At 53.7% G+C, this 21367-nt stretch carries 19 protein-coding genes; 14 read left to right on the top strand and 5 right to left on the bottom strand.

Going from position 1 to position 21367, the window contains the following annotated elements; all coding sequences use genetic code 11:
• Window positions 1–7 precede the first annotated feature (7 nt).
• Window positions 8–1834, bottom strand: a complete 1827-nt coding sequence (recQ, locus tag ACFSX3_RS16720; RefSeq protein WP_209991577.1) for a DNA helicase RecQ — start codon at window positions 1832–1834, stop codon at window positions 8–10.
• Window positions 1835–2022: 188 nt separating this feature from the next.
• Between recQ and ACFSX3_RS16715 the strand changes: the two genes are divergently transcribed.
• From ACFSX3_RS16715 to ACFSX3_RS16675, 9 genes are all read left to right on the top strand, one after another.
• Window positions 2023–3633 carry a spore germination protein gene (locus tag ACFSX3_RS16715; RefSeq protein WP_379257513.1) on the top strand — a complete coding sequence of 537 codons (1611 nt, stop codon included), beginning with the start codon at window positions 2023–2025 and terminating at the stop codon, window positions 3631–3633.
• Complete coding sequence (locus ACFSX3_RS16710; RefSeq protein WP_209991579.1) at window positions 3626–4723, top strand: GerAB/ArcD/ProY family transporter; 1098 nt, start codon at window positions 3626–3628, stop codon at window positions 4721–4723. Before ACFSX3_RS16715 ends, ACFSX3_RS16710 begins: the two co-directional genes overlap by 8 nt.
• Window positions 4720–5946, top strand: a complete 1227-nt coding sequence (locus tag ACFSX3_RS16705) for a Ger(x)C family spore germination protein (RefSeq protein ID WP_209991580.1) — start codon at window positions 4720–4722, stop codon at window positions 5944–5946. The genes ACFSX3_RS16710 and ACFSX3_RS16705 overlap by 4 nt, the downstream gene beginning before the upstream one ends.
• Window positions 5947–5988: 42 nt before the next feature.
• Window positions 5989–6174, top strand: coding sequence for a CLC_0170 family protein (locus ACFSX3_RS16700; RefSeq protein WP_209991581.1), 186 nt, complete (start codon window positions 5989–5991; stop codon window positions 6172–6174).
• A gap of 81 nt (window positions 6175–6255) precedes the next feature.
• Window positions 6256–7227: an RluA family pseudouridine synthase gene (locus ACFSX3_RS16695; RefSeq protein WP_209991582.1), complete on the top strand. Its 972-nt coding sequence runs from the start codon at window positions 6256–6258 to the stop codon at window positions 7225–7227.
• Between the two features lie 64 nt (window positions 7228–7291).
• The gene (locus ACFSX3_RS16690; RefSeq protein WP_209991583.1) at window positions 7292–7807 is read left to right on the top strand and encodes a hypothetical protein; all 516 of its coding nucleotides are present in this window, start codon (window positions 7292–7294) and stop codon (window positions 7805–7807) included.
• Between the two features lie 24 nt (window positions 7808–7831).
• Window positions 7832–8227 (top strand): hypothetical protein, encoded by a 396-nt coding sequence (locus tag ACFSX3_RS16685; RefSeq protein WP_209991584.1) that lies wholly within the window; start codon window positions 7832–7834, stop codon window positions 8225–8227.
• Window positions 8228–8252: 25 nt separating this feature from the next.
• Entirely contained in the window at window positions 8253–8822 is a 570-nt protein-coding gene (locus ACFSX3_RS16680; RefSeq protein ID WP_209991585.1) for a TetR-like C-terminal domain-containing protein, read from the top strand.
• 162 nt (window positions 8823–8984) lie between these two features.
• A complete protein-coding gene (locus ACFSX3_RS16675) occupies window positions 8985–10565 on the top strand; it encodes an oleate hydratase (RefSeq protein ID WP_209991586.1) in 1581 nt (526 codons plus the stop codon).
• Window positions 10566–11100: 535 nt separating this feature from the next.
• Here the strand turns inward: ACFSX3_RS16675 and ACFSX3_RS16670 are convergent.
• Complete coding sequence (locus ACFSX3_RS16670) at window positions 11101–11826, bottom strand: DsbA family oxidoreductase (RefSeq protein WP_209991587.1); 726 nt, start codon at window positions 11824–11826, stop codon at window positions 11101–11103.
• 252 nt (window positions 11827–12078) lie between these two features.
• Here ACFSX3_RS16670 and ACFSX3_RS16665 point away from each other — a divergent pair, with 252 nt between their 5' ends.
• Window positions 12079–13011 (top strand): glycosyltransferase family 2 protein, encoded by a 933-nt coding sequence (locus ACFSX3_RS16665; protein ID WP_209991588.1) that lies wholly within the window; start codon window positions 12079–12081, stop codon window positions 13009–13011.
• 127 nt (window positions 13012–13138) lie between these two features.
• Here the strand turns inward: ACFSX3_RS16665 and ACFSX3_RS16660 are convergent, their stop codons facing one another.
• Both ACFSX3_RS16660 and ACFSX3_RS16655 read right to left on the bottom strand, forming a co-directional pair.
• On the bottom strand, window positions 13139–14893 hold the full coding sequence (locus tag ACFSX3_RS16660) for an SGNH/GDSL hydrolase family protein (protein ID WP_209991589.1): 1755 nt from the start codon (window positions 14891–14893) through the stop codon (window positions 13139–13141).
• Between the two features lie 63 nt (window positions 14894–14956).
• Window positions 14957–15529 carry a TetR/AcrR family transcriptional regulator gene (locus ACFSX3_RS16655; RefSeq protein WP_209991590.1) on the bottom strand — a complete coding sequence of 191 codons (573 nt, stop codon included), beginning with the start codon at window positions 15527–15529 and terminating at the stop codon, window positions 14957–14959.
• 214 nt (window positions 15530–15743) lie between these two features.
• On the opposite strand from ACFSX3_RS16655, the gene ACFSX3_RS16650 reads away from it, so the two are divergent.
• From ACFSX3_RS16650 to ACFSX3_RS16635, 4 genes are all read left to right on the top strand, one after another.
• Entirely contained in the window at window positions 15744–16883 is a 1140-nt protein-coding gene (locus tag ACFSX3_RS16650; RefSeq protein WP_209991591.1) for an FAD:protein FMN transferase, read from the top strand.
• A gap of 103 nt (window positions 16884–16986) precedes the next feature.
• A complete protein-coding gene (locus ACFSX3_RS16645) occupies window positions 16987–18408 on the top strand; it encodes a spore germination protein (protein ID WP_209991592.1) in 1422 nt (473 codons plus the stop codon).
• 8 nt (window positions 18409–18416) lie between these two features.
• Window positions 18417–19499 (top strand): GerAB/ArcD/ProY family transporter, encoded by a 1083-nt coding sequence (locus ACFSX3_RS16640; RefSeq protein WP_209991593.1) that lies wholly within the window; start codon window positions 18417–18419, stop codon window positions 19497–19499.
• A complete protein-coding gene (locus tag ACFSX3_RS16635; RefSeq protein ID WP_209991594.1) occupies window positions 19492–20589 on the top strand; it encodes a Ger(x)C family spore germination protein in 1098 nt (365 codons plus the stop codon). Before ACFSX3_RS16640 ends, ACFSX3_RS16635 begins: the two co-directional genes overlap by 8 nt.
• Window positions 20590–20598: 9 nt before the next feature.
• On the opposite strand, the gene ACFSX3_RS16630 is transcribed toward ACFSX3_RS16635, so the two are convergent.
• Window positions 20599–21312 (bottom strand): HAD family hydrolase, encoded by a 714-nt coding sequence (locus tag ACFSX3_RS16630; protein WP_379257529.1) that lies wholly within the window; start codon window positions 21310–21312, stop codon window positions 20599–20601.
• Window positions 21313–21367 lie beyond the last annotated feature (55 nt).

Here is a 21367-nt window from a genome sequence, read left to right as displayed (position 1 = left end):
ACCTTCTTTACATGTCATTTTGAAAAAACTCCAGGAAGGCCTTGCCGTACTTCCGGTATTTCACTTCACCGACACCCTTCACCCTCAGCATCTCCGCTTCCGTCTGCGGACAAACCACGCTCATCTCGCGCAGCGTTGCATCATTGAAAATGATGTACGAAGGCACATGCTCGCGCCCCGCCAGCTCGCGGCGGATCAGGCGCAGCTGCTCGAACACCGTCTCGTTGACCGCAGACGGCGAAATATCGCGCGAGCGGCTGCGGTCCCGCGTGCCGGAGGTGACAAGCGTGCGGGCGACGCGCTGATGCACCTGGCGCTGGCCGCGCAGCACCTCGGCTGCCAGCGGCTGCAGCCGGACCACCGGATACTGGCCTTCGGACAAGGCCAGATATCCTTCCGAGATCAGCATATTGATGATCTCGGTAATCTCCTTCTCGCTGCGGCTGGACATAGCGCCGTGAGTCGGCAGCTTCTCGAAGCCGTATTGCAGCACCTTCTGGTTACGCGAACCCTTCAGCACGGATGAGACCAGCGCCACGCCGTAACGCTCCCGCATCCGGTGGATGCAGGAGAAGATCTTCTGCGCTTCTACGGTGATATCCACCAGCTCACGCTCGTCGGTACAGGAGCTGCAGATCCCACAGTGATCGTCGTCATGGCTCTCGCCGAAATAGTCGAGCTGTGCACTGCGCAGGCAGCGCGTGGTATAGCAGTATTCAATCATCTGCTGGAGCTTGCGGTATTCGTTGGCTTTGCGTTCCGGGTCCTGCGGGTTCTGCTCAATCAGGAATTTCTGGGTCATGATATCCTGCGCACTGAACAGCAGGATACAATCACTCGGCTCCCCGTCACGCCCGGCACGGCCCGCCTCTTGAACATAAGCTTCCATGTTCTTCGGCATATTGTAATGGATGACATAACGCACGTTAGACTTGTCGATCCCCATCCCGAAGGCATTCGTGGCAACCATGACGCGGATATCGTCATAGAGGAAGCCTTCCTGGCTGTCTGCCCGCTCCTGGTCATTCATTCCGGCATGATAACGCCCGGCGGTGATGCCTGCGGCCTGGAGGCGCTGATAGAGATCATCCACCTCCTTGCGGGTGGCGGCATACACGATGCCCGGCTGATTGGCATGCTGAGCCGCGTAATCCAGCACGAACTCGCGCTTGTTCTCTCCGCGCAGCACGGACATCGCCAGGTTGTCGCGGCCAAGTCCGGTCATGAAGACGCCCGGCTCGCGCAGGCGCAGCAGCCGGACCATATCCTCCATGACCTCCGGGGTAGCCGTAGCGGTGAAGGCCGCCAGAATCGGACGCTGCGGCAGCTGCTCCACGAACGGCGAGACCGCCAGATAACTGGTGCGGAAGTCATGGCCCCACTGCGAGACGCAGTGGGCCTCATCGACAGCCACGCAGGAGATGTTCAGTCCCGCCATTTCCAGGCGGAACCAGTCCAGCTCCAGACGCTCGGGAGCCACATAGAGCAGCTTCAAGTCGCCGCGGCGGGCCGCGCGGATGCGCTCATTCACTTCCTTGCCGCTCAGGGTGCTGTTGATATAAGCAGCGGGAATCCCTGCGGTCGTAAGAGCATCCACCTGATCCTTCATCAGGGAAATCAGTGGCGAGACGACCAGGGTAAGCCCCGGCTGCAGCAGCGCCGGAACCTGATAGCAGATGGACTTCCCGCCTCCGGTGGGCAGGATGCCCAGCGTATCGCGGCCTTCCAGCAGATTGTTCACAATCTTCTTCTGGCCTTCCCGAAAATCGGGGTAGCCATAATATTTTTGCAGCTCGGCCTGGGCCTGCTCCATTAATGATCCTTGCATCTCCATATCTCTTCAAACTCCTTAAGGCTTTTCTACCTTTTAGTTTACCGGGCAACCGGCTGCCAAGCAACCGCCTGAGGCAGATATCCTGGCACTTCTTCCAGGCTTGCCGCATAGAAATTACATAAAAACCGTACGATCAAGCAACACTTTATATAGTTTCATCCATCTGCCCTATGAAGGAGGTCGCCCGTTTGCAAGACTGGAAAGATAAATATGCCTCCTATATACATAAGCAACAGGCCTCGCCGCCGGAGCCGGAGCCAGCCAGCGGCGGCAGACTGACAGGAGAGCTGAAGACCGATCTGCCGGAGCTTCAGGCCAGGCTCGGGGAGAACGGGGATCTGGTCGTACGCAACTTCCTGCTCTTCGGGACTTATCCTGCCGCAATGCTCTTCTTCTCGTCACTCGTGAATATGGAGCAGGTGCGCGAGCATGTACTGAAGCCGCTAATGGCACGCCCGTCTGAACATCCGGGAATGCCGGATCAAGCGGCCGGAATGACCCATTATATCTGGAGCACAGTAGTTCAGGTCACACAAGGGACAACCACGGCAGACCTGTCCACGCTTCCTCCAGCCGCCGTCAAGGGGGACCTCATTCTGTTGATTGACGGGGTTCCCGAAGCGCTACACCTGGACATGCGCCAGATCGAGATGCGCGGTGTAGAGCAGCCGCAGACGGAGCAGGTGATCCGGGGTCCCCGGGAAGGCTATGTGGAAAAGCTGGAGAATAACCTCTCCCTGCTGCGCTACCGGCTGCAGAGTACGGACTTCCGGATTGAGATCAGTCCGCTCGGAACGCGTACCCAGTCTAGAGTGGCTCTGTGTTACATAGACAGCCTCGCTGACAGCGCTCTGGTTGCGGAAGCCATGCGCAGAATCTCGATGATTCATACTGACGGCATCCTGGATGCCGGGTACATTGAGCAATTCATCGAAGACCAGCCCCTGTCCCCTTTCCCGCAGGTGCAGAGCACCGAGCGGCCGGACAAGACCGTTGCCGCACTCCTGGAAGGGCGGGTGGCCATTCTCGTCGATGGCTCGCCGTTTGCCTTGATTGTTCCCGCCCTGTTCAATCAGTTCTTTCAGACGATGGATGATTACACGGAGCGCTTCATTATGGGCAGCCTGATCCGCATCATCCGGCTGATTGCTTTGGCCTGCTCGCTTTTTTTCCCGGCGTTATATGTTTCTGTCATCTCGTTCAACCCCGAGCTGCTGCCTACGGATTTCGCGGTGGCCATCTCGGGCGGAAGAGCGGGCGTACCGTTCCCGGCAGTTGTGGAGGTGCTGATCATGGAGGTGTCCATGGAGGTCCTGCGTGAGGCGACGATCCGTCTGCCGCAGATGATCGGCGGTGCATTATCTATTGTAGGCGTCCTTGTCATCGGACAGGCAGCGGTAGGCGCCGGGCTGGCCAGCCCGATCACTGTTGTTATTGTGGCCCTGACGACGATCGGTTCGTTCGCCACCCCCGCCTATAATGCGGCAATTGCCCTGCGGATGCTGCGCTTTCCGCTAATCATCCTGTCCGGTATGTTCGGCCTCTATGGCGGCATGATTGGTACAATTCTGATTCTGAACCATCTGTTGTTCCTGGAATCCTTCGGGGTTCCGTATATGTCCCCGTTCATTCCGGGCAAATGGCGCGATCTCAAGGATACTCTGGTAAGGGCGCCGCTATGGTGGATGCGCCGCCGTCCCAGCTTCCTGCATACCCAGGATAGTGACAGGCTGCCCAGCAGTGTTCCGTCCCGGGCAATAGACCAGATTCTCAGGCAGGGAGATGAGAAGAATGAATAAGCCACGCCAGATCACAACCCTACGCGCGGTAGCCGTGATCAGCAGCACGATTATCGGAGTGGGAATCCTGAGCTTCCCGCGCTATATGACAGAAGCGGGCAACACCAGCGCTCCATTCGTTGCGTTAAGCGGTGTGCTGATCTCCTTCATCATCTATTGGCTGCTGGTCTCCCTATGCCAGCGTTTCCCCCAGGAGACCCTGTTTGTGTTCAGCCGCCGGCTGATCGGACGTCCGCTTGCCGCTGTATTCACCCTGGCCATCATGCTGCTGTTCATTGTGCTGACCGGCCTCACCGTACGCCAATTCGGGGATGTGGCCACAACTGTGCTGTATAAAAAAACGCCGATAGAAGCAACCATATTCCTGATGCTGCTCATCAGTCTCTTGTCCTCCAGGCGCAATATTCTGAAGTTCTCTTATATCCATTCTTTCTATCTGCCGTTGATTGTAGGCTCTATTCTGGTTACCATCCTCATCTCGCTCAAAAATGTGGACATGCTCAATCTGCAGCCTGTGCTGATGGCACCTGGAGTTAAGTTCTGGAACGGTGCACGGCAGGCCACCTATCTGTTCCAGAGTGCCTTCGTCGTTGTGCTGCTGATCCCTTTGATGGAGAAGCCGAATCATGCCGTCCGGGCGGGAGCATGGGCCATCTTCATGTCCGGGGCGATCTACGTGCTGATTGTGATTGCCTCTGTAGGAATGTTCGGTGCCGAAGAGACCAAGCTGCTAATCTACCCCACACTGGAGATGGCCCGTTCGGCGGCCTTCGGCGAGGGGTTCCTGGAGCGGCTGGATGCTATCTTCATTATTATCTGGGTGATCTCTGTCTTCACGACGATCTATACGACCTACTACATATCAGCTTATCTGCTGCAGAAGCTGCTGCGTCTCCGCGACCAGCGCATGGCTTCAAGTGTATTGCTGCCGGTGATGTTCATCCTGTCCATGCTGCCCCCCAATGTGTTCGAGACCTACAGGTGGTCTCTTCATCTGGGCAATGCCGGTATGATAATGATGCTGGGCTATTCGCTGCTCTTATGGACGGGCTATCTCATCAGACGACACGGGAAGAAGGTGTCCCCATGAACAAACAGCTTCCGCGTACACTCGCCCTGCTGCTCATGCTGGTTATCGCTGCCCCGCTGCTCAGCGGATGCTGGGATCAGGTGGAGATTGAGGACCGCGCCCTTGTTCTCGGGTTGTCCATTGACAAGATCTCTGCGGAGGAGGCGCAAATGGAAGACAGAGTCACACACATCCACGACGGCGGTCTACCGGCTGAGATGATCAGTGTCACCGCACAGATTGCCGTCCCGGGCAGAGTCCCCCTTGGACCCGGCACCGGCGGAGGGAGTGCCGGCGACAGCAAGACCAGTCCCGTCTGGGTGGTGACGGTCCAAGGCATTTCCCTCGACGATGCCATGAATAACCTGCAGCAGCAGATTGCCGACCCGCGTTATCTGGTCCACCTGCGGATCGTCATCATCAGCGAGGATATTGCCCGCGGCAGCCTTGCAGAGCTGAATGATTATCTCCGCCGCAACCCGGAAATCCGCCGCAGAACCTGGCTGCTCGTCTCCGAGGGGCGGGCTTCGGCATTTATGGATGTGAATCCCCCGCTGCAGCGCGTACCTACGCTCTATATCTTGTCGATGATGGAGAAATCGGTCTCCTCCGGCAAGTTCCCCCGCGATTATATCGGCACCTTCTGGTCAGCGGATTCCAAGTGGGGACAAAGCGCCTATCTGCCTTATGTCGCACTGCGTAACAGGGACAATATTCTGATTAAAGGGCTGGCTTATTTCAGCGGCGGCAAGATGGTCAGCAAGACTGCCCCTATAGAGATCGGCGGGTTCATGGCCATGATGGGGATGGACCCCGGCGGGTATTCCACTATGCTCCATACCGGGAACCTGGGAATCGTTATGACCCAGATTAATGAACGCTTCACCCGGACCCGGAGCGAGATCAGGGACGGCAAGCCGCATTTGAGCTATCATATTTTCCTGGAGGGGGATTTGGACGAGCATTACAGCAGCGATATTCCCATCGACTCTCCCCTGAAGCTGCGTGAGATTGAGCGGGATTTCGAACAGCAGATTCAGACGGTACTGACCCGGCTGGTCAAACAGACGCAGAAGGATCATTCCGATATCTTTGGCATGGGCGAAATGATCAGAAGCCATCATCCGGCCTACTGGAAGGAGCATGTTCACGACAAGAACGACTGGGAGAGCATGTACAGCAGCGTTGGTGTGGATATCAAGCTGACCCTGCATATCCGGAGAGTCGGACTCAAGCACAAATAAGTTCGGCCCCAGTCCAATATCCGTGCGAGGAGGAAGGAACATATGGTTCGATTACTGGGAAGCATCGCCGGGATGCTGTTATTCTCCGCTATACTCCTGCTGGCTGTAGATGTCAGGATTTACAGCAGCAGAGGCTGGCTCCGGGAGCACAAATACGCCACCATCCTGGCCTGGAGCTACGGCTTCCTCTCCCTGCTCCTTATAATCGGCCTGCTCCTCTATATCTAGCGCCCCCTTCCCTTCGTAGTATTTCTTCACCGCCCATGGTATATTGAGGAGTAACCTACTTAAAGGACGGAGAATGCGGTCATGAATACAAGAAGAACCAGAAATCAGGGGAACAGAACCTCTAACCATAAACAGGGAGCAAGATCCGGAGCCCCGGCCAAGCCGGCAGCTGCACCCAAATCCTATACGGTAGCAGAGCCTGCGGAGCTGCTTGCTTTTCTGCTGAAGACGATTACGAACAAAGGGCGCAACTCGATCAAATCCATGCTCTCCCGCGGGCAGGTTGCTGTGAACGGCAAGGCGGTGACTAAACATAACCATCAGCTCCATCCCGGCCAGACCGTAACGATTGACCAGGAGAAACCTACCGAAACCAAGGAGATGCTTGGGCTGACCATTGTCCATGAGGATGACGATATTATCGTGATTCAGAAGGATGCGGGGCTCCTGTCCATCGCAACCGGAGAAGACAATGAACTGACGGCTTACCGCCAGCTGATGGAGCATGTCCGCCTGAGCAACCCGAAGAACCGCGTCTATGTGGTGCACCGGCTGGACCGTGATACCTCGGGCGTCATGATGTTTGCCAAAAGCGAGGCGATTCAGCAGTCCCTCCAGAACAGCTGGAAAGAAACCGTCAAGGAACGCTCCTACGTGGCTCTGGTAGAAGGCGCCGTTAAGAAATCCGAAGGCACGATCAGCTCGTGGCTGAAGGAGACCTCCACGCTGAAGATGTACTCCAGTCCGCATGAGGGAGACGGGCTGCATGCCGTAACCCGCTACAAGCTGATCCAGGCGAACCGCCACTTCTCCCTGCTGGAGGTGCATCTGGAGACCGGACGGAAGAATCAGATCCGTGTCCACATGTCCGACATCGGCCATCCGATTGCCGGGGACAAGAAGTATGGCGCAGAGACCAAGGCGGTCGGCCGCCTCGGTCTGCATGCCCGCGTGCTCTCGTTCGTCCATCCGACTACCGGTGAAATCCTGACGTTTGAGAGCGCGATTCCGAAGACTTTTCTGAAATACACGGCACCGGCACCTACGAACTAATTCCTAAGCTGTGAGTGCAGACAGCAGATCATAATACACTATAGAGAAATAGAAGGTGCCGCTCTTGTTCCACCCTACTGTTTTTGACAATATCAAAATCGCCCTGGAGAATCAGATCTATGACTACGATAATCTGGATGGGGTTCTAGTTGTAACAGACCGGTCCGATCTGCTCAATCTCGCGCTGATGTCGCGCGAATTCAGCCTCGCGTTCAAGCTGACCGAAGGCCTGAATGTGACGTCCGAGATTCTGCTCCAGTCCACAGTGAAAGAGCTGGGCGATGAAATTCTTGAGACACCGGGCAGCGATCCCGGCTGTAGTCTTTTAATACGCTTTTATATGGAGATTGAGGATGTGAACGTGCAGTGTCCGGCTATTGAAGAGATCCTGACTACGATATGGGGACCCGATTTCCAGCCTGTGCAATCGCTCAGCTTCCGCTACGGGCAGGAGAACGATACGTACAATAACTGTGTAGAGCTGCAATTCAAGCGGCAAATCACTGAGGACCAAATGGAAGATATTCCGAACCTCCTGAAGTTCCTGCTGCAGAGTGCCGAGGAACTGGAAGAGGTATAAATCTGTACACGGGGTGAGCTGCTTATGAAGATCCTGCCTCCTGCCCGGACGGGCCGCTGGCTGGCATGGTGTGCCGGTTACGCGCTGCTGCTGTGGCTATTGCTGATTCTGCACCGGTACATGTGGTTAGGTGAGCCTTTCAACCTTATTCTTGCCGTACGCTGGGCCATCCTTGCCCTCGTCATCTCCGGTATAGTCAACGGGTTCGGCTGGTTGGGAGCGCAGCTTGTGTGGATTTTCTCAACCGCTGGAACTGTGGCCGGGCTCTTCCTGATGTACCTGTACACCTACCGTGAGATGTCGGGCTTCGAGGATCTTGCGGGCTTTCTTTCCTTCGGCCTGTTTACAGCAGGCGGCTTCGCTCTGGGTCTGATCGCCGAGGGCGGCCGGCTGCTGATACACTATTGGCGCTCACGCTGATTCCTGTTAGGAGCTGATGACCCTTATGTCCAATTCCCTGCTGACCAAAAATGCGCTCGCCCGCTCGCTCAAAGATCTGATGGCCCATCTTCCGCTGAGCAAAATCTCCGTCCGGCATCTGGTCGAGGATTGCGGCGTGAACCGGCAGACCTTTTATTATCATTTTCAGGATATCTATGATCTGCTGGGCTGGATTTACAAGACTGAGGCTGTCGAGAGCATTGCTGAGTATCGCAGCTACAGCACGTGGACAGACGGATTCTACCGGATATTCTGCTATATCGAGAACAATAAGGCGTTCTGCTGCAATACCTTGGACTCCCTCGGACGGAGGCATCTGGACGCGTATCTGTATGAGGTGACGAATGATCTTGTCATGGGCGTCATCAACGAGCTGGCCGCCGGGCTGGATGTCGGGACGCCGGATAAGCAGTTCATCGCCAACTTTTACACCCTGGCCTTCACCGGACTGGTCATTCAGTGGATGCAGGACGGGATGAAGGAGCAGCCGGGGCCGATGATCGAGAAGCTGAGCGTCCTGATTGAAGGGAACTTTCTGAAGGCGCTGCATAAATATGAGAACATTGTGTCGTAACCTTAGAGGCTACGGCATTTTTTCTGCTCAAAAACGATACACTTTGTTCCATATGTCCAAATTTTATACAGATCCATTGCTTTGATGATACCCTCCAGGGCGGGACTGGATTACACTCGGTTCAGGTCCAGTAATCAAGCAAACCTATGGAGGCGGTAATCAGTGAAAAAAGAGTACGGTAACGAGCAGGTATATTTCGTAGGCGGTGGCATTGCATCCCTTGCGGGTGCGGCCTATCTGGTTAGAGACTGCAATTTTCCCGGACAGAACATTCACATTATTGAAGAGATGAAGATCCTTGGCGGCAGTAATGACGGAGCCGGCGATGCAGAGCATGGGTATGTCATTCGCGGCGGCCGGATGCTGAACGATGAGACCTATGAGAATCTGTGGGAGCTATTACGTACCATTCCGTCCATTGACCAGCCGGGGCTGACGCTGCGGGAAGAAATTGTTCAATTCGACGAGTCCAATCCAACCCGTGGCCAGGCACGGCTGATCAACAGCAAGGGTGAGGTTCAGGATGTCACCTCAATGGGCTTCGATATGGCAGACCGTCTGGCCTTGGGCAAGCTGGTCATTACGCCGGAGCCGGCCATGGGCACCTTGCGGATTAACGACTGGTTCGGACCGCATTTCTTCACGACGAACTTCTGGTACATGTGGGCAACCACCTTCGCCTTCCAGCCTTGGCATAGTGCGGTTGAGTTCAAGCGTTATATGCTCCGCTTCATGCACGAGTTCCCGAGAATTCAAACGCTTGAAGGCGTAACCCGCACCCCGTACAACCAATATGATTCGATTATTCTGCCGCTGCATCAATATCTGGAGCCGCTGGGCGTAGATTTCACCTTGAAATGTACGGTAACTGATCTGGAATTTAAAGAAGGCGACGGCATTACAGTAACCGCGATGAAGGTCGTCCGCGATGGCGTGGAGGACACGATCCAGGTTCATGAAGGCGACCGCGTCATTGTGACTAACGGCTCGATGACCGAAGGCTCCAGCCTCGGATCGATGACCTCCGCTCCCGGGATGAACGGTAAGGGCAGCTCATGGAAGCTGTGGGAGACAATCGCCGCGAAGAAGCCGGGTCTCGGCAACCCCTCTTCCTTCGACGATCATGTGGATGAGTCCAAATGGGAATCCTTCACAGTGACCTTCCAGGACTCGAAGTTCTTCGACCTTATGGAAAAGTTCACCCGCAACCGGGCCGGAACCGGCGCACTCGTCACCTTTAAGGATTCCAGCTGGCTGATGTCTGTCGTGCTGGCCTTCCAGCCGCATTTCCGCAACCAGCCGGAGCATGTCAAGGTCTTCTGGGGATATGGCCTGTACCCGGACAAGGTCGGCGATTATGTACACAAAAAAATGTGCGACTGTACCGGCGTGGAAATTATGGAGGAGCTGATCGGGCATCTGCACTTCGCAGAGCATAAGGAAGAGATCATGGCTACCGCCAACTGTATTCCTTGCATGATGCCGTATATCACCTCCCAGTTCATGCCGCGCCTGAACAACGACCGGCCGCAGGTGGTGCCTGAAGGCTCAACCAACCTGGCTTTTATCGGCCAATACTGCGAAATCCCGGACGATATCGTTTTCACAGAAGAGTATTCAGTCCGTGCCGCCCGCATCGCCGTCTACACCCTGTTCGGCCTGAACCGTCCGGTGGAGCCGATCAATGCGTACCAGCATGATGTCCGCACACTGCTCTCCAGTCTGGTGACCTCGTTCCGGTAACGGAATGGAGATGCGGCGGCGTAATGTGTTCGGTTTTTCTCACACATTGGGACCACTCACCTTCGTGCTAGCACATTGCGATTGTGTTCGATTTCCCTCTCAAGACTAGTAGTTACTGTACGCAATAAAAAACCCCCGCTGCATGAATTTCATGCGGCGGGGGTTTGGTGCGTCCATTGTAGCAGATTTACTCTGAAGGGCCAGTGGCGGCAGGAATGCCACACTTTCCAGCCTGTTCCGATCAGCCGAAGCCTCCTGGCTGTATGGAGCACGCTACATGGACTCAAGCAGCGGACTCCAGTGCGCTTATTTGTACCAAATCTTCTTTTGCGGCAGCGTTGCGGACCCCAGTGCGCTTAAGTGCCGAATATCCTACATTTTCGCTTCAAATATACCTGCATAGCGTCCTCTGAGTCCGGCAAGCCGCTCAAAATGGCCTTTTGGCGCAATTAGCGGAACTGTAGTCCGTAACCAGACTCATTCGTCCCGGCGCAGCACACAGCTACACTTAACTCAAGCCGACACCTGACCGCAATCAGATGCTGCAAGAACCGTCATCGCAGCCGTCAGCAGACGGTGCAGCCCCGGACTTCGGCTGGCCGACCACCTGAAGCTCCGGACCCTTCTGTTCCTCCGCCCATACCGTGTCAAGCACTTCAGTAAAGACCGGACCCGGCTGCGCACCGGAGACGGCGTACTTATTATTGAAGACGAAGAACGGAACGCCGGTGATGTTCAGCTGCCCGGCAGCTTCAATGTCAGCCTGGGCCCGGTCACCATAAGCCTCACTGTTGAGCACCTTTGCTACTTCAGCCTGATCAAGTCCGGCCTCGGCGGCCAGTTCAGCCAGCACTTTGCGGTCACCCACATTAAGCGAATCGGTGAAATAAGCGCGCAGCAGCCGTTCGGTCAGCTGCGGAGCCTTGCCCTGAGTAGCGGCATAATGGCTCAAGCGGTGAGCGTCAAAGGTATTTGTAGACTGAATCGTATCGAAATTGAACTCCAGCCCCACACCCTGCGCCTGCTCGGCCAGCTGTGCGTTCATCTCCTTGGCTTTGTCACGGGTCATGCCGTATTTGCCGGCCAGCAGCTCATGGATATCTCTCGTCTCATCAGTGCGTGCATTCGGGTCCAGCTGGAAGCTGCGGAACACGACCTCCACCTGGTCACGGCCGGGAAATTGGCTCAGCGCGTGCTCCAGCCGTCTTTTGCCGATATAGCAGAACGGGCAAGCATAATCGGACCATATATCTATTCTCATGGGAATTCCTCCTGAATGGTAGTGGTATTGGTATTGCAATTCACTTACTATTATATAGTTAAAAACCGAAAATTACAAACAAACTTTCTGAACGGCCCTCGCTCGCTGGATACCCTGTACACTCCCCTCTCTGCTGGCTTCCGGGAGAAAAGTAAACGAAAGAGGTATATACGTCCGCCCGGCCGGGCAGGTAAAATTAGAGCAACTAATTCAAAGCGGACGGTCTATGGCGTCCCGAAAGGAGTCAGCGGCATGCATGACCTGTCTATAGTCATTCCCACGCGTAACCGGATCAGCGATCTGACCCTCTGTATTGAATCCATCGGCGTGCAGACCGGCCTGGAGAATGTCTCCATCGAACTGCTGATCGTGGACGACGGTGAGATCGAAGAGCAGGTGCTGGAATATTTCCGCGAGGTGCTCGGACGTCTTCCGGATGCCAGCCTGCGTTATTACCGCAAAACCAAGCCTGGCGTCTGGCTCTCCCGCTACGAGGCCCTCGGACTCATCGACGGGGAGATTCTGCTCAGCTTCGATGACGATGCAGAGCTGGACGATCCGCTCTATATCCGCCGGATGCTTGAGACCTACGCCTCAGACCCGTCCATTGTCGGGGTCGGCGGAATCGCCAAGGGTCTCTCCAGCAGTAAATCGGGCAAGCTGCTCGGCAGGCTGACCTGTCAAATGTCGGCTTCGCCAGGCAGACTATCGGCAAGTACACTGGCCGGATCTCTTCTTTTGTGGGGGGAGACCGAGAATGTTTTTGAGACGGATTTCTTCCATGGCTGCAATATGTCCTTCCGCAGCTCGGCGCTGCAGGACATGAAGCCGTACCCCTGGATGACCAGCTACGCGGTGGCGGACGACATCTATATGTGCCATCTGGCGAGCAGATACGGCAAGCTGGTGATTAACCCGGAGCTGAAAATCATGCATCATGAATCGCCCAGCTCGCGCGACAAGGCAGGCCGGGTCGCCCGGGCAACCGCAGTCAATCATTATTATCTGCTGAATCTGCGCAAAGCACCCGTGAAAAATTATGCGGCTCTGCTCTGGACACTGACCTATCTGACGGCAAAAGCTACCCTGAAACGAAATTTCAATGCCGTCTCGGGCTACACCAGCGGCATTCTGTTCGTCCTTAATCCCAGCAAGAATAAATACAGGGAATTCATGCTGGATTAGACGGATTCCGCGCTACCCCAGAAGTCCTCAGCCACAAGCTGAAACGCCGTCCTGTTCATGAACGGTACAAAAAGGGTGCCACAGGCAGCCGCTTCAATGCGGCCTCTGTGGCACCCTTATATTATTCTTAAGCCGAATAGCCAAAGCCCAGGATGGTGAAGCACTTCTCCTGATCCTCCGGCGCCATCCGGATTTCCACCAAATGCTGCTGGCTCTGCTCATTTTTGTACAGAATCACGGCGTTGCAGTGCGTCCAGCTATTCACATGCGGATCTGCCGTCAGAACCAGCTTGCCGTCCACGTAGACCTCCGCCTTGCCTACATCCGGGCTGCCCGAATCCTTGAAGACCAGGATCAGATTCTTGCTGGTGATTGCCAGCCTGAAGCTATCCTCACCGGACTCAGCCGTGTGCATCCAGTTATGCGGGAATTGCGGAGTGCCGAACGGGTTGGCATCCTTCTCCACCTGCTGCAGCTCCTCATCCGTACCGTGGAAGCCGCCAGCTTCAATAGCAATCGCAGCACCTGCACTGCCCAGATCACTTATACGGTCCAGCAGCCGGACATGGGCAAAATCATTGCCGAGCACAGGCGGTCCCGCCAGCATATCCTCCTCTTCTTTATCCATCGCCGCCCTAGCAGTTTCGGAGAACAGGTAGCCTAAGGAGTCCGCCATTACGCGGTGCCCGTCATTCGTGGGGTGATAGATATCGTAGAAGAATTGCCGTTTGGAGATGATATTTCCTTCGGCCTTACTAAGCCGGAACTGCTCTGTTACTGCATCTTTGACACTGACCATCGGGAGATTATAGCGTCTGCCTACCGGGGAGAGGCGGTCCTGCAGGTTCCAGTCATTCACGAAGACACTGAACAGCAGGATGACGGCTGGCTGGCTTTCGGCAGACAGGATTTTGAGACAGAGGCTCTCGAAGCAGTTGCCCTTCGTCTCGTCCCCTTCATCATTCACGGCAAATTCCACCACTACGATGTCAGGAGCAGCTGCACCATCCTTCAGCACATCCCGCTCATAGCGTATCATCCCCAGCTCGGAGGGCGTCCCGCCAACCCCGGCCTTAATGAAATGAATATTCTCTCCACCGTCCTTGCCGAATAGCTCCTTAAATCTCAAGTACGACTGATAAGCATAGCATTCGGTATGGATCGGCTTGGCTCCGGCCCCCTGTGTGATAGACCCGCCAATATAAGCAATCGTCACATCCCCGCCGCTTGCAGCCTTGTCCATCGCCCGCTTCATCCGCCGGTTATTGCCCGCATGCAGCAGGGACTTCGCAATCATACTGTGGTAAGCAGACGAATCGAAGTCTACCGGGGGTTCCGCTGTCAGCTCAGGCGCCGTGTACCCGTCATTCAGGTAGAGCACGATGCTCGCTGTCGCCAGTTCCCCCTCCTTGCTGAATTCAAAGGCATATTTGCCGGGAGCCACATCCTCCTCAGACCACTCGTTCTCCTCCAGCTTGACTATGATTTCCGTTCCATCGCCCGGACAAGGGACCCTCAGCTGAGTGCCGGTCTCATACTTGCTGGTTCTGCCCCAATTCTGCATGAGAAAAGTGACCGCTGCCCCTTCCTCCGCCGTCTTCACGGACACTCCAATGCTGTGCACCAGCTTGCGGAAGCCGGTCCAGTCTCTAAGCATCCCCAGCATCTGCTCATCCGTAACCCCGCCTATGTATTTGGCCTTATCGATCAGATAGTTCCCTTCCAGATAGACCTCTTGCGAGGCCTTGCCCTCTGCCCGGGCGGTTGCCTCAATCGCCGTCTCGAACATGACGAAGAAGCCGTCACGGCGCTCCACTGGATCTTGAGGTGCCGCCGGACCCTCCTGCCCGCCAAGAACGGTACCGTTGTTATACTCTTCCATATCCATCATCCTCACTTTGTCTAAAGCTCTGTTTAGTTATTACAACAATTCGCTAGTTTGCCTCTATTGCAGCATTCCGGTGGAGATGAACAGAATCATATGCTCTTTGATCTTGTCCTGATCCAGCGGCTCATGGGATTTGTTCCATTCCGTGGTCAGCGCCAGATACATGCGTAGAATCATAAACGCCGCCACACTGGCATCGCAAGGCTTCACTTCTCCGCTCCCGATGGCCTCCTCGATCTGCTGCTGCAGGAAGTCCAGCGCGTAGCCCTCCATCCGCTTCACACCTTCGAGCGCCTGGGCCGTACCGATATCCCGTACCTCCTGGGCCAGCTTCACGAACAGCTCGTGGTCCAGGCGGAATTCCAGAATGGAGTCCAGCAGATTAAGCAGCTTATGCACGAAGGTCGTTTGCTGCGCAGCCACACGGCTCATCACCGATGTTAATTCGGAGGTGGCCTTGTCCAGAATTTCCTCGAACAGTTCTTCCTTGGTTTTGAAAAAGGTATAGATCGTGCCCTTGCCCACATTGGCGATTCTGGATACCTGATCCATCGTCGTAGCCTTATAGCCAAATTGTACAAAAGACAGGGTTGCTGCCTGCAGGATTAACGCTTTACGGTCAATAGACATGGGTCATGCTCCTTTACTGTAAACAAGTGGAGAAATAGAAGGATAAGTTATAACGTGAAACATATAAACTTATATTTTGAAAATATCACATGCCTCCCCCTTCGGCAAGCCGCTCTTCTGCACAAAATGTCATCAAATGAGTATCCATTGCCGTTCTTTCTGGGGTATGATAGTAAAGATGCAACCACGAAACTAATTGTATGGATGGTGAAATATGTCTGAAATCAAAAAAACATCTAAGAACAAAAAAACCGTTGTAATTCTGGCCGCGCTCGTTGTTGTTATCGCTGCGGCTGTGGTTATCTGGCTTACAGTAGGCAACAACAAGAGTGAAAACAGCCCGGCTGCTACAGAAACCCCTGGCGGCGCCTCTGCCTCCAAAGACGGCGATACGAAGTCCCTGGAGCAGACGTTTTATATTTATGATACCGTCGTGACTATCAAGGTGTTCGGTAACACGGTGGAGCAGAAGAATATGGATGACATTCAGGCCATGCTGGAACGGATGGACATCGAGTTCAGCCGCACCAAGACAAACGGAGAATTGTACGCAGTGAATCAGGCCGCGGGCAAAGAAGCCGTTGCTGTGTCTGATGAAACGCTGGATATCGTGAAGCTCTCCCTCAAATATGCCGAGGAAATGGACGGGCTGTATGATCCGACGGTTGGCCCGCTTGTGGATCTCTGGGCGATTGGCGAAGGCGGGGACCATGTGCCTGACCAGGCTGCGATCGACAAGGCCCGCAGCTTGACCAACTATAAGGATGTTATCGTAGATGAAGCCGCGAAGACGGTCAAGTTAGCCAAAGAAGGCATGGTGCTGGACATGGGCGGAATCGGCAAAGGCTATGCGGCTGACCGGATCGCCGACTATCTTAAGGCTCAGGGCCTGAACAGCGCGATGATCAATCTCGGCGGCAGCAGCATTATCGCCCTTGGCAACAAGCCGAACGGCTCCCAGTGGAATATCGGCCTGCAGGACCCGGATCAGAGCCGGGGCTCCCAACTGGGCACGATTAAGATTACCGATGAGGTCATTGATGCTTCCGGGGTGTATGAGCGCTTCTTCATGCAGGACGGGGTGCGTTACCACCATATCCTCGATCCGCGTACAGGCTTCCCTTCCCAGAACGGGCTGAAGAGTATTACCATCATGAGCCCGAGCGCGACAGACGCGGACGCTCTTTCCACCGGTGTGTTCCTCATGGGCCTGGAAGAAGGCCTGAAATATCTTGAAGCGATGCCAGAGAAGGTTGAGGCCTTCTTCATTACGGATGACAACAAGATCTATGCCACCTCTGAGCTGAAGAAACGGCTGAATCTGACCGATCCGACTTATAGCTTCGCTAATTAGCACTCTAAAAACAAACAGAAAGCAGCGATTCTCCAATAACGGGGATCGCTGCTTTTTATTTGGGGATACTACCTTTGATAATTACGATTGGGGGCTGCTTAATATGGGAAGAGTCCAGGATACGACACCGTCTTTACAGCACATCCTTCAGGAATTCGACCAATGTGCTGATTTATCCCGGCGGAACTTTCCGGAGATACGGGTCGATATCGTCTATTTCCCTCATTTGGTAAGCAGCAAGCTTCTTACTGATGAAATTCTGGAACCTTTTGCAAGGCCACAAGGCGATAAGATAGAACAACTGCTGGAACAATCACAATTTGTTTTTCAGGCGGATGTAAAAAAGGTAGTCGTTGGCATACTGGGGGGCAGTGTGGCCATTTTCCATTTGGATCAGGTCTACATGTTTGACGCTTACGGGCCTGAAACCCGGAGCTTAGTGCAATCCGAAACGGAGACCATTATTACCGGACCCCATGATTCTTTTGTGGAATCCGCCAGCACTAATCTGTCTCTAATCCGGCGGAGGATCAAAAGCTCGCATTTAAAAGTGATCCGCTGCTCTGTAGGCGAGATCTCCAAAACCGATGTGTACATCCTCTATATTAAAGGAATTGCTAATCTGGAGTACGTGGAGGAACTGCAGAAGCGTATTCAAAGAATAGAGATTGATGCGATCAATGAAGGTTCGATGTTAAGCCAATTCATTGAAGATAACCCCAATTCGGTATTCCCGCAATTTCTGACAACAGAACGGCCGGATGCTGCTGAATCCAAATTGGAGGGCGGAAAAATCATTACGATTATTGATAACAGCCCTACCGCTATCAGCGCTCCAGCTTCTTTTTTTGAATTCTTCTCTTCCCCCGATGATTATTATCAGCGCTGGGCTTTGGGAACGGCAGTGAGACTATTAAGATATTCGGCTCTGCTTATAACGATCATATTCACAGCGATGTACGTGTCCATAACCACTTATCATTATGAGATGATTCCGGAAGCCTTGCTCCGGACCCTGGCTGAATCCAGAACCAGAGTTCCGTTCCCCCCTGTATACGAAGCGTTGCTTATGGAAACCATGATTGAGCTGTTAAGAGAGGCTGGAGCGCGTCTTCCGACCAAAATCGGACAAACCATCGGTATTGTAGGCGGGATCGTGATCGGGCAAGCAGCGGTCCAAGCCGGATTAACCAGCAATATCCTGATTATTGCCGTAGCTTCTTCAGCGATTGCGTCATTTGTGATTCCCAGCTATATGATGAGCGCTTCCATCCGTCTGGTTCGTTTCGGACTCATTATCCTGGCTGGAATATGGGGGAATATGGGGTTGTCGATGGGAGTGGCGCTGCTGATCATCCATCTCTCGGGCCTTACCAGTCTCGGTTCTTCTTACTTATCCCCTGTCGCACCTATGAAGGGAGGGGATTGGAAGGATGTATTCATCCGCGCTCCGTTTGCACTGCTTAAGACCCGCCCGTTCCAGACCCGGACACCTAACCCTGTCAGGCAGAAAATGAGAAAGTAGGAATTGTGATGGCTGAAAAACTGTCTCCCTTTCATATCACCATCCTGGTGTACATGACCCAATCGGGGATCATTATATTCACTTTGCCCCGCCAGCTGGCTGAACATTTCGGGACAAACGGATGGCTGTTTCTGGTTCCTTGCTTTGTGATCTCTTCTCTAAATATTTACCTGATTTCTTTGGTGTACCATATGGGTAAGGGACGGTCTATATTCTTAATCCTGGAACAGTCCATCTCCAAAGTGTTGCTGTATCCGCTCTATATAGGCTTGGCATCTGTGTGGTTAATCTTCGGATGTATGATTGGCAAAAAATACGTGCTGCTCTTTCAAATGATCTCTTTTCCGACGACCAATTCAATGGTCTTCAAGCTGGCCATAGACCTGCTGGCTTTATTGCTGCTTACGAAAGGGATTTATACCATTTCCAAAGCTACAACAATGTTTTTCTGGGTCACCCTGTGGATGTATCTATTATTGCTGGCGTTTATACCCAACTTTCATTGGGTCCGGCTGACCCCCTTTATTTTCAAGGAAGGTCACGATATGGTGCGGGGGGGACTGGATATCTATACAGCGTTCCTCGGGTATGAATTGTCTCTGTTGTACCTCCCTTATATGGATCATAAGAAAAAATCTATGCGCGGTGTCTATGCGGGGAATACGATTTTAAGTGTGGCATATATCAGCTTCACTCTTATTTGCTTCGGATTCTTCAGCCTGGGCCAGTTAAAAAAACTGCTCTACCCCCTGCTGGATTTACTGGCCTTCATTCAGTTTCCCTTTGTTGAACGGCTGGAGAATCTGCTATATGGATTCTTTCTGTTCCTTATTCTCATTACTGTCGTCATGTATTGGTGGGCGGCGGCAGAATCAGTTAAGAGAGTTCTTCCCCGCGTAAATATTTCTATCCTGTGCAGCATTCTGGTTGGAATATCTTTTGTCGTTTCCTACATACCCAACACTCTGGATCAGGTGAATACCTGGATTATGTATCTGAGTTATGCTGTGACCGGAATCGCCTTCGGCCTGCCTCTGCTGCTGGTAGTTCTGCTGCTTGTTCAAAGAAAACGGAGGAATTCATATGCGTAAGCTGTGGGCAGTGATTGTTCTCATGTTCCTGTTAAGCGGCTGTAAAAGTGATGAAAGAATTCTGGAGCGTCTGGGCATGGTACAGACCTCAAGCTATGATCTGAGTCAGGATAATCTGCTTAAAGTGACCTCCAGCATTCCAGTAGTCAATCCGGAGTCCGAAAGCCGAAGAGAGTTATTAGTGGTAGAGGCCGATAGCATCAAAGAAGCAAGGCTGCAATTTTCCCGGAAAACCGAATTATTTGTGGTCAGCGGACAACTCAGGAATGTTCTATTTGGCTTGAATCTAACCAAAGCGGGACTCGGAGACTATGTGGATACCCTTATGAGAGACCCATCGGTAGCCCTCGGGGTTAGAGTATCCGTTGTGGACGGGGATGCCGGTACACTGCTATCCAGGAATTACAAACAGCATGCGGACACCGGGCAGTATGTTGACCATCTTCTGGAAAAAGAAGGCAGCAGCAATAGTATTCCTCAAATTACTTTGTATGAGTTCTCCAGAGATTACAATGACGATGGGATTGATGCCATTGCCCCGATCATTAAGGAGACGGAAGATCATGTGATTGTTGAAGGAATTGCCTGCTTCGAGCAAGACCGCTACCGTATGAAAATTCCAGCTGCAGACGGTATACTCTTTGCTCTTCTGCGGGGCAGCCTCAAACAAGGGGAGGTGGCACTCAATTTGGGTGAAGACGGGGGCCGTAAGCGTATAGTCATGTTCAGCTCTCTGGTCAGCCAGCGTAAACTTAAGGTCATCCGGTCCGAGAACCCCCCATTCAAAGTGAAGATCAATGTCTCCATAGAAGGTTCTGTCCTGGAGTATACCGGAAGCCTCAGACTTCAGAATAAGGCAGATCGCCAAGAGCTGGAGCATGAAATCTCTGCCAAATTGTCTTCGGAGGGAAATCAGATGATCCGGAATTTGCAGCAGCACCATGTAGACAGTCTGGGCATCGGACAATATGTGAGGAACAGTCTTTCACACAGAGCATGGAAGGGTACCGACTGGAGCAAAGTTTATCCTTCGGTTGAGGTTGAATTCCATCCCAAGGTAATCATTAAAGACTATGGAAAGTATAATTAATACCAAGTCTCACACCAGCGGCAGCTCACTGAACTCCTTATAATTGGCGAAAATATAGCTCGGTGTATGATCCGTACCCGGCTTCCGCCCGCGCGGATTATACCAGCAGACCTTCCAGCCGGCAGCAAGCGCACCCACTACATCATTCGCCCAGGTGTCGCCTACATAGAGGCTGTTCTCCGGCGTGGTTCCCGTCATCTGATTAACATGGGCGAAGATCGCCGGGTCCGGCTTGGCCAGGCCGACAGCGTCCGAGATGAAGATCATCTCCGGCGAAATGAGCTTGTCGATGCCCAACCCGCGCAGCTTGCCCGTCTGGTGCTCCAGCGGGCCGTTGGTGATAATGCCTACCGGGTGCCCCAAGCTAATGAACCGCTGAAGCTGCTCCGCCACACCCTCGATCATCTCAATCGTATACTGGCGGGCAATATAGGAAGCCTGTATCCGCACAGCCTGCTCCCGGGTCAATGGCAAGCCATACTCGGCAAAAGCCAGCTCCAGCCGCATCACCCGCGTCTCCTCCAGCTCAAGCTCCCCGCTCAGATACTTCGGCCACAGCAGGTCACTGTGATGCCGTACGGTATAGAACAGCTCCGCGTAATCCAGCTTGTCCTCATCAGGTGCCAGCACCTCACGAACGGCTTCCCTGAACGGGACCAGATGGTCATACAGCGTATCATCCAGATCAAAAAACACAGCCAGCTTGTTGCTTGTCTCTACCACGTTAACTCTCCTAACCAGCCGCACATAACCCTGGGCTTCGTATAGATGCTGTACA

Origin of the sequence: Paenibacillus rhizoplanae, assembly GCF_042684125.1 — a bacterium.
GTDB lineage: Bacteria > Bacillota > Bacilli > Paenibacillales > Paenibacillaceae > Paenibacillus_AQ > Paenibacillus_AQ rhizoplanae.
The sequence above is the reverse complement of the archived record's forward strand: the minus strand, read 5'-3'. Positions and strand labels throughout refer to the sequence as shown.

Excerpts from the sequence above, each read along its gene's own strand:
- recQ (WP_209991577.1), bottom strand. The coding sequence starts at position 1,834 with ATGGAGATGCAAGGATCATTAATGGAGCAGGCCCAGGCCGAGCTGCAA.
- ACFSX3_RS16710 (WP_209991579.1), top strand. The coding sequence starts at position 3,626 with ATGAATAAGCCACGCCAGATCACAACCCTACGCGCGGTAGCCGTGATC.
- ACFSX3_RS16705 (WP_209991580.1), top strand. The coding sequence starts at position 4,720 with ATGAACAAACAGCTTCCGCGTACACTCGCCCTGCTGCTCATGCTGGTT.
- ACFSX3_RS16700 (WP_209991581.1), top strand. The coding sequence starts at position 5,989 with ATGGTTCGATTACTGGGAAGCATCGCCGGGATGCTGTTATTCTCCGCT.
- ACFSX3_RS16695 (WP_209991582.1), top strand. The coding sequence starts at position 6,256 with ATGAATACAAGAAGAACCAGAAATCAGGGGAACAGAACCTCTAACCAT.
- ACFSX3_RS16685 (WP_209991584.1), top strand. The coding sequence starts at position 7,832 with ATGAAGATCCTGCCTCCTGCCCGGACGGGCCGCTGGCTGGCATGGTGT.
- ACFSX3_RS16680 (WP_209991585.1), top strand. The coding sequence starts at position 8,253 with ATGTCCAATTCCCTGCTGACCAAAAATGCGCTCGCCCGCTCGCTCAAA.
- ACFSX3_RS16670 (WP_209991587.1), bottom strand. The coding sequence starts at position 11,826 with ATGAGAATAGATATATGGTCCGATTATGCTTGCCCGTTCTGCTATATC.
- ACFSX3_RS16665 (WP_209991588.1), top strand. The coding sequence starts at position 12,079 with ATGCATGACCTGTCTATAGTCATTCCCACGCGTAACCGGATCAGCGAT.
- ACFSX3_RS16660 (WP_209991589.1), bottom strand. The coding sequence starts at position 14,893 with ATGGAAGAGTATAACAACGGTACCGTTCTTGGCGGGCAGGAGGGTCCG.
- ACFSX3_RS16655 (WP_209991590.1), bottom strand. The coding sequence starts at position 15,529 with ATGTCTATTGACCGTAAAGCGTTAATCCTGCAGGCAGCAACCCTGTCT.
- ACFSX3_RS16650 (WP_209991591.1), top strand. The coding sequence starts at position 15,744 with ATGTCTGAAATCAAAAAAACATCTAAGAACAAAAAAACCGTTGTAATT.
- ACFSX3_RS16645 (WP_209991592.1), top strand. The coding sequence starts at position 16,987 with ATGGGAAGAGTCCAGGATACGACACCGTCTTTACAGCACATCCTTCAG.
- ACFSX3_RS16640 (WP_209991593.1), top strand. The coding sequence starts at position 18,417 with ATGGCTGAAAAACTGTCTCCCTTTCATATCACCATCCTGGTGTACATG.
- ACFSX3_RS16635 (WP_209991594.1), top strand. The coding sequence starts at position 19,492 with ATGCGTAAGCTGTGGGCAGTGATTGTTCTCATGTTCCTGTTAAGCGGC.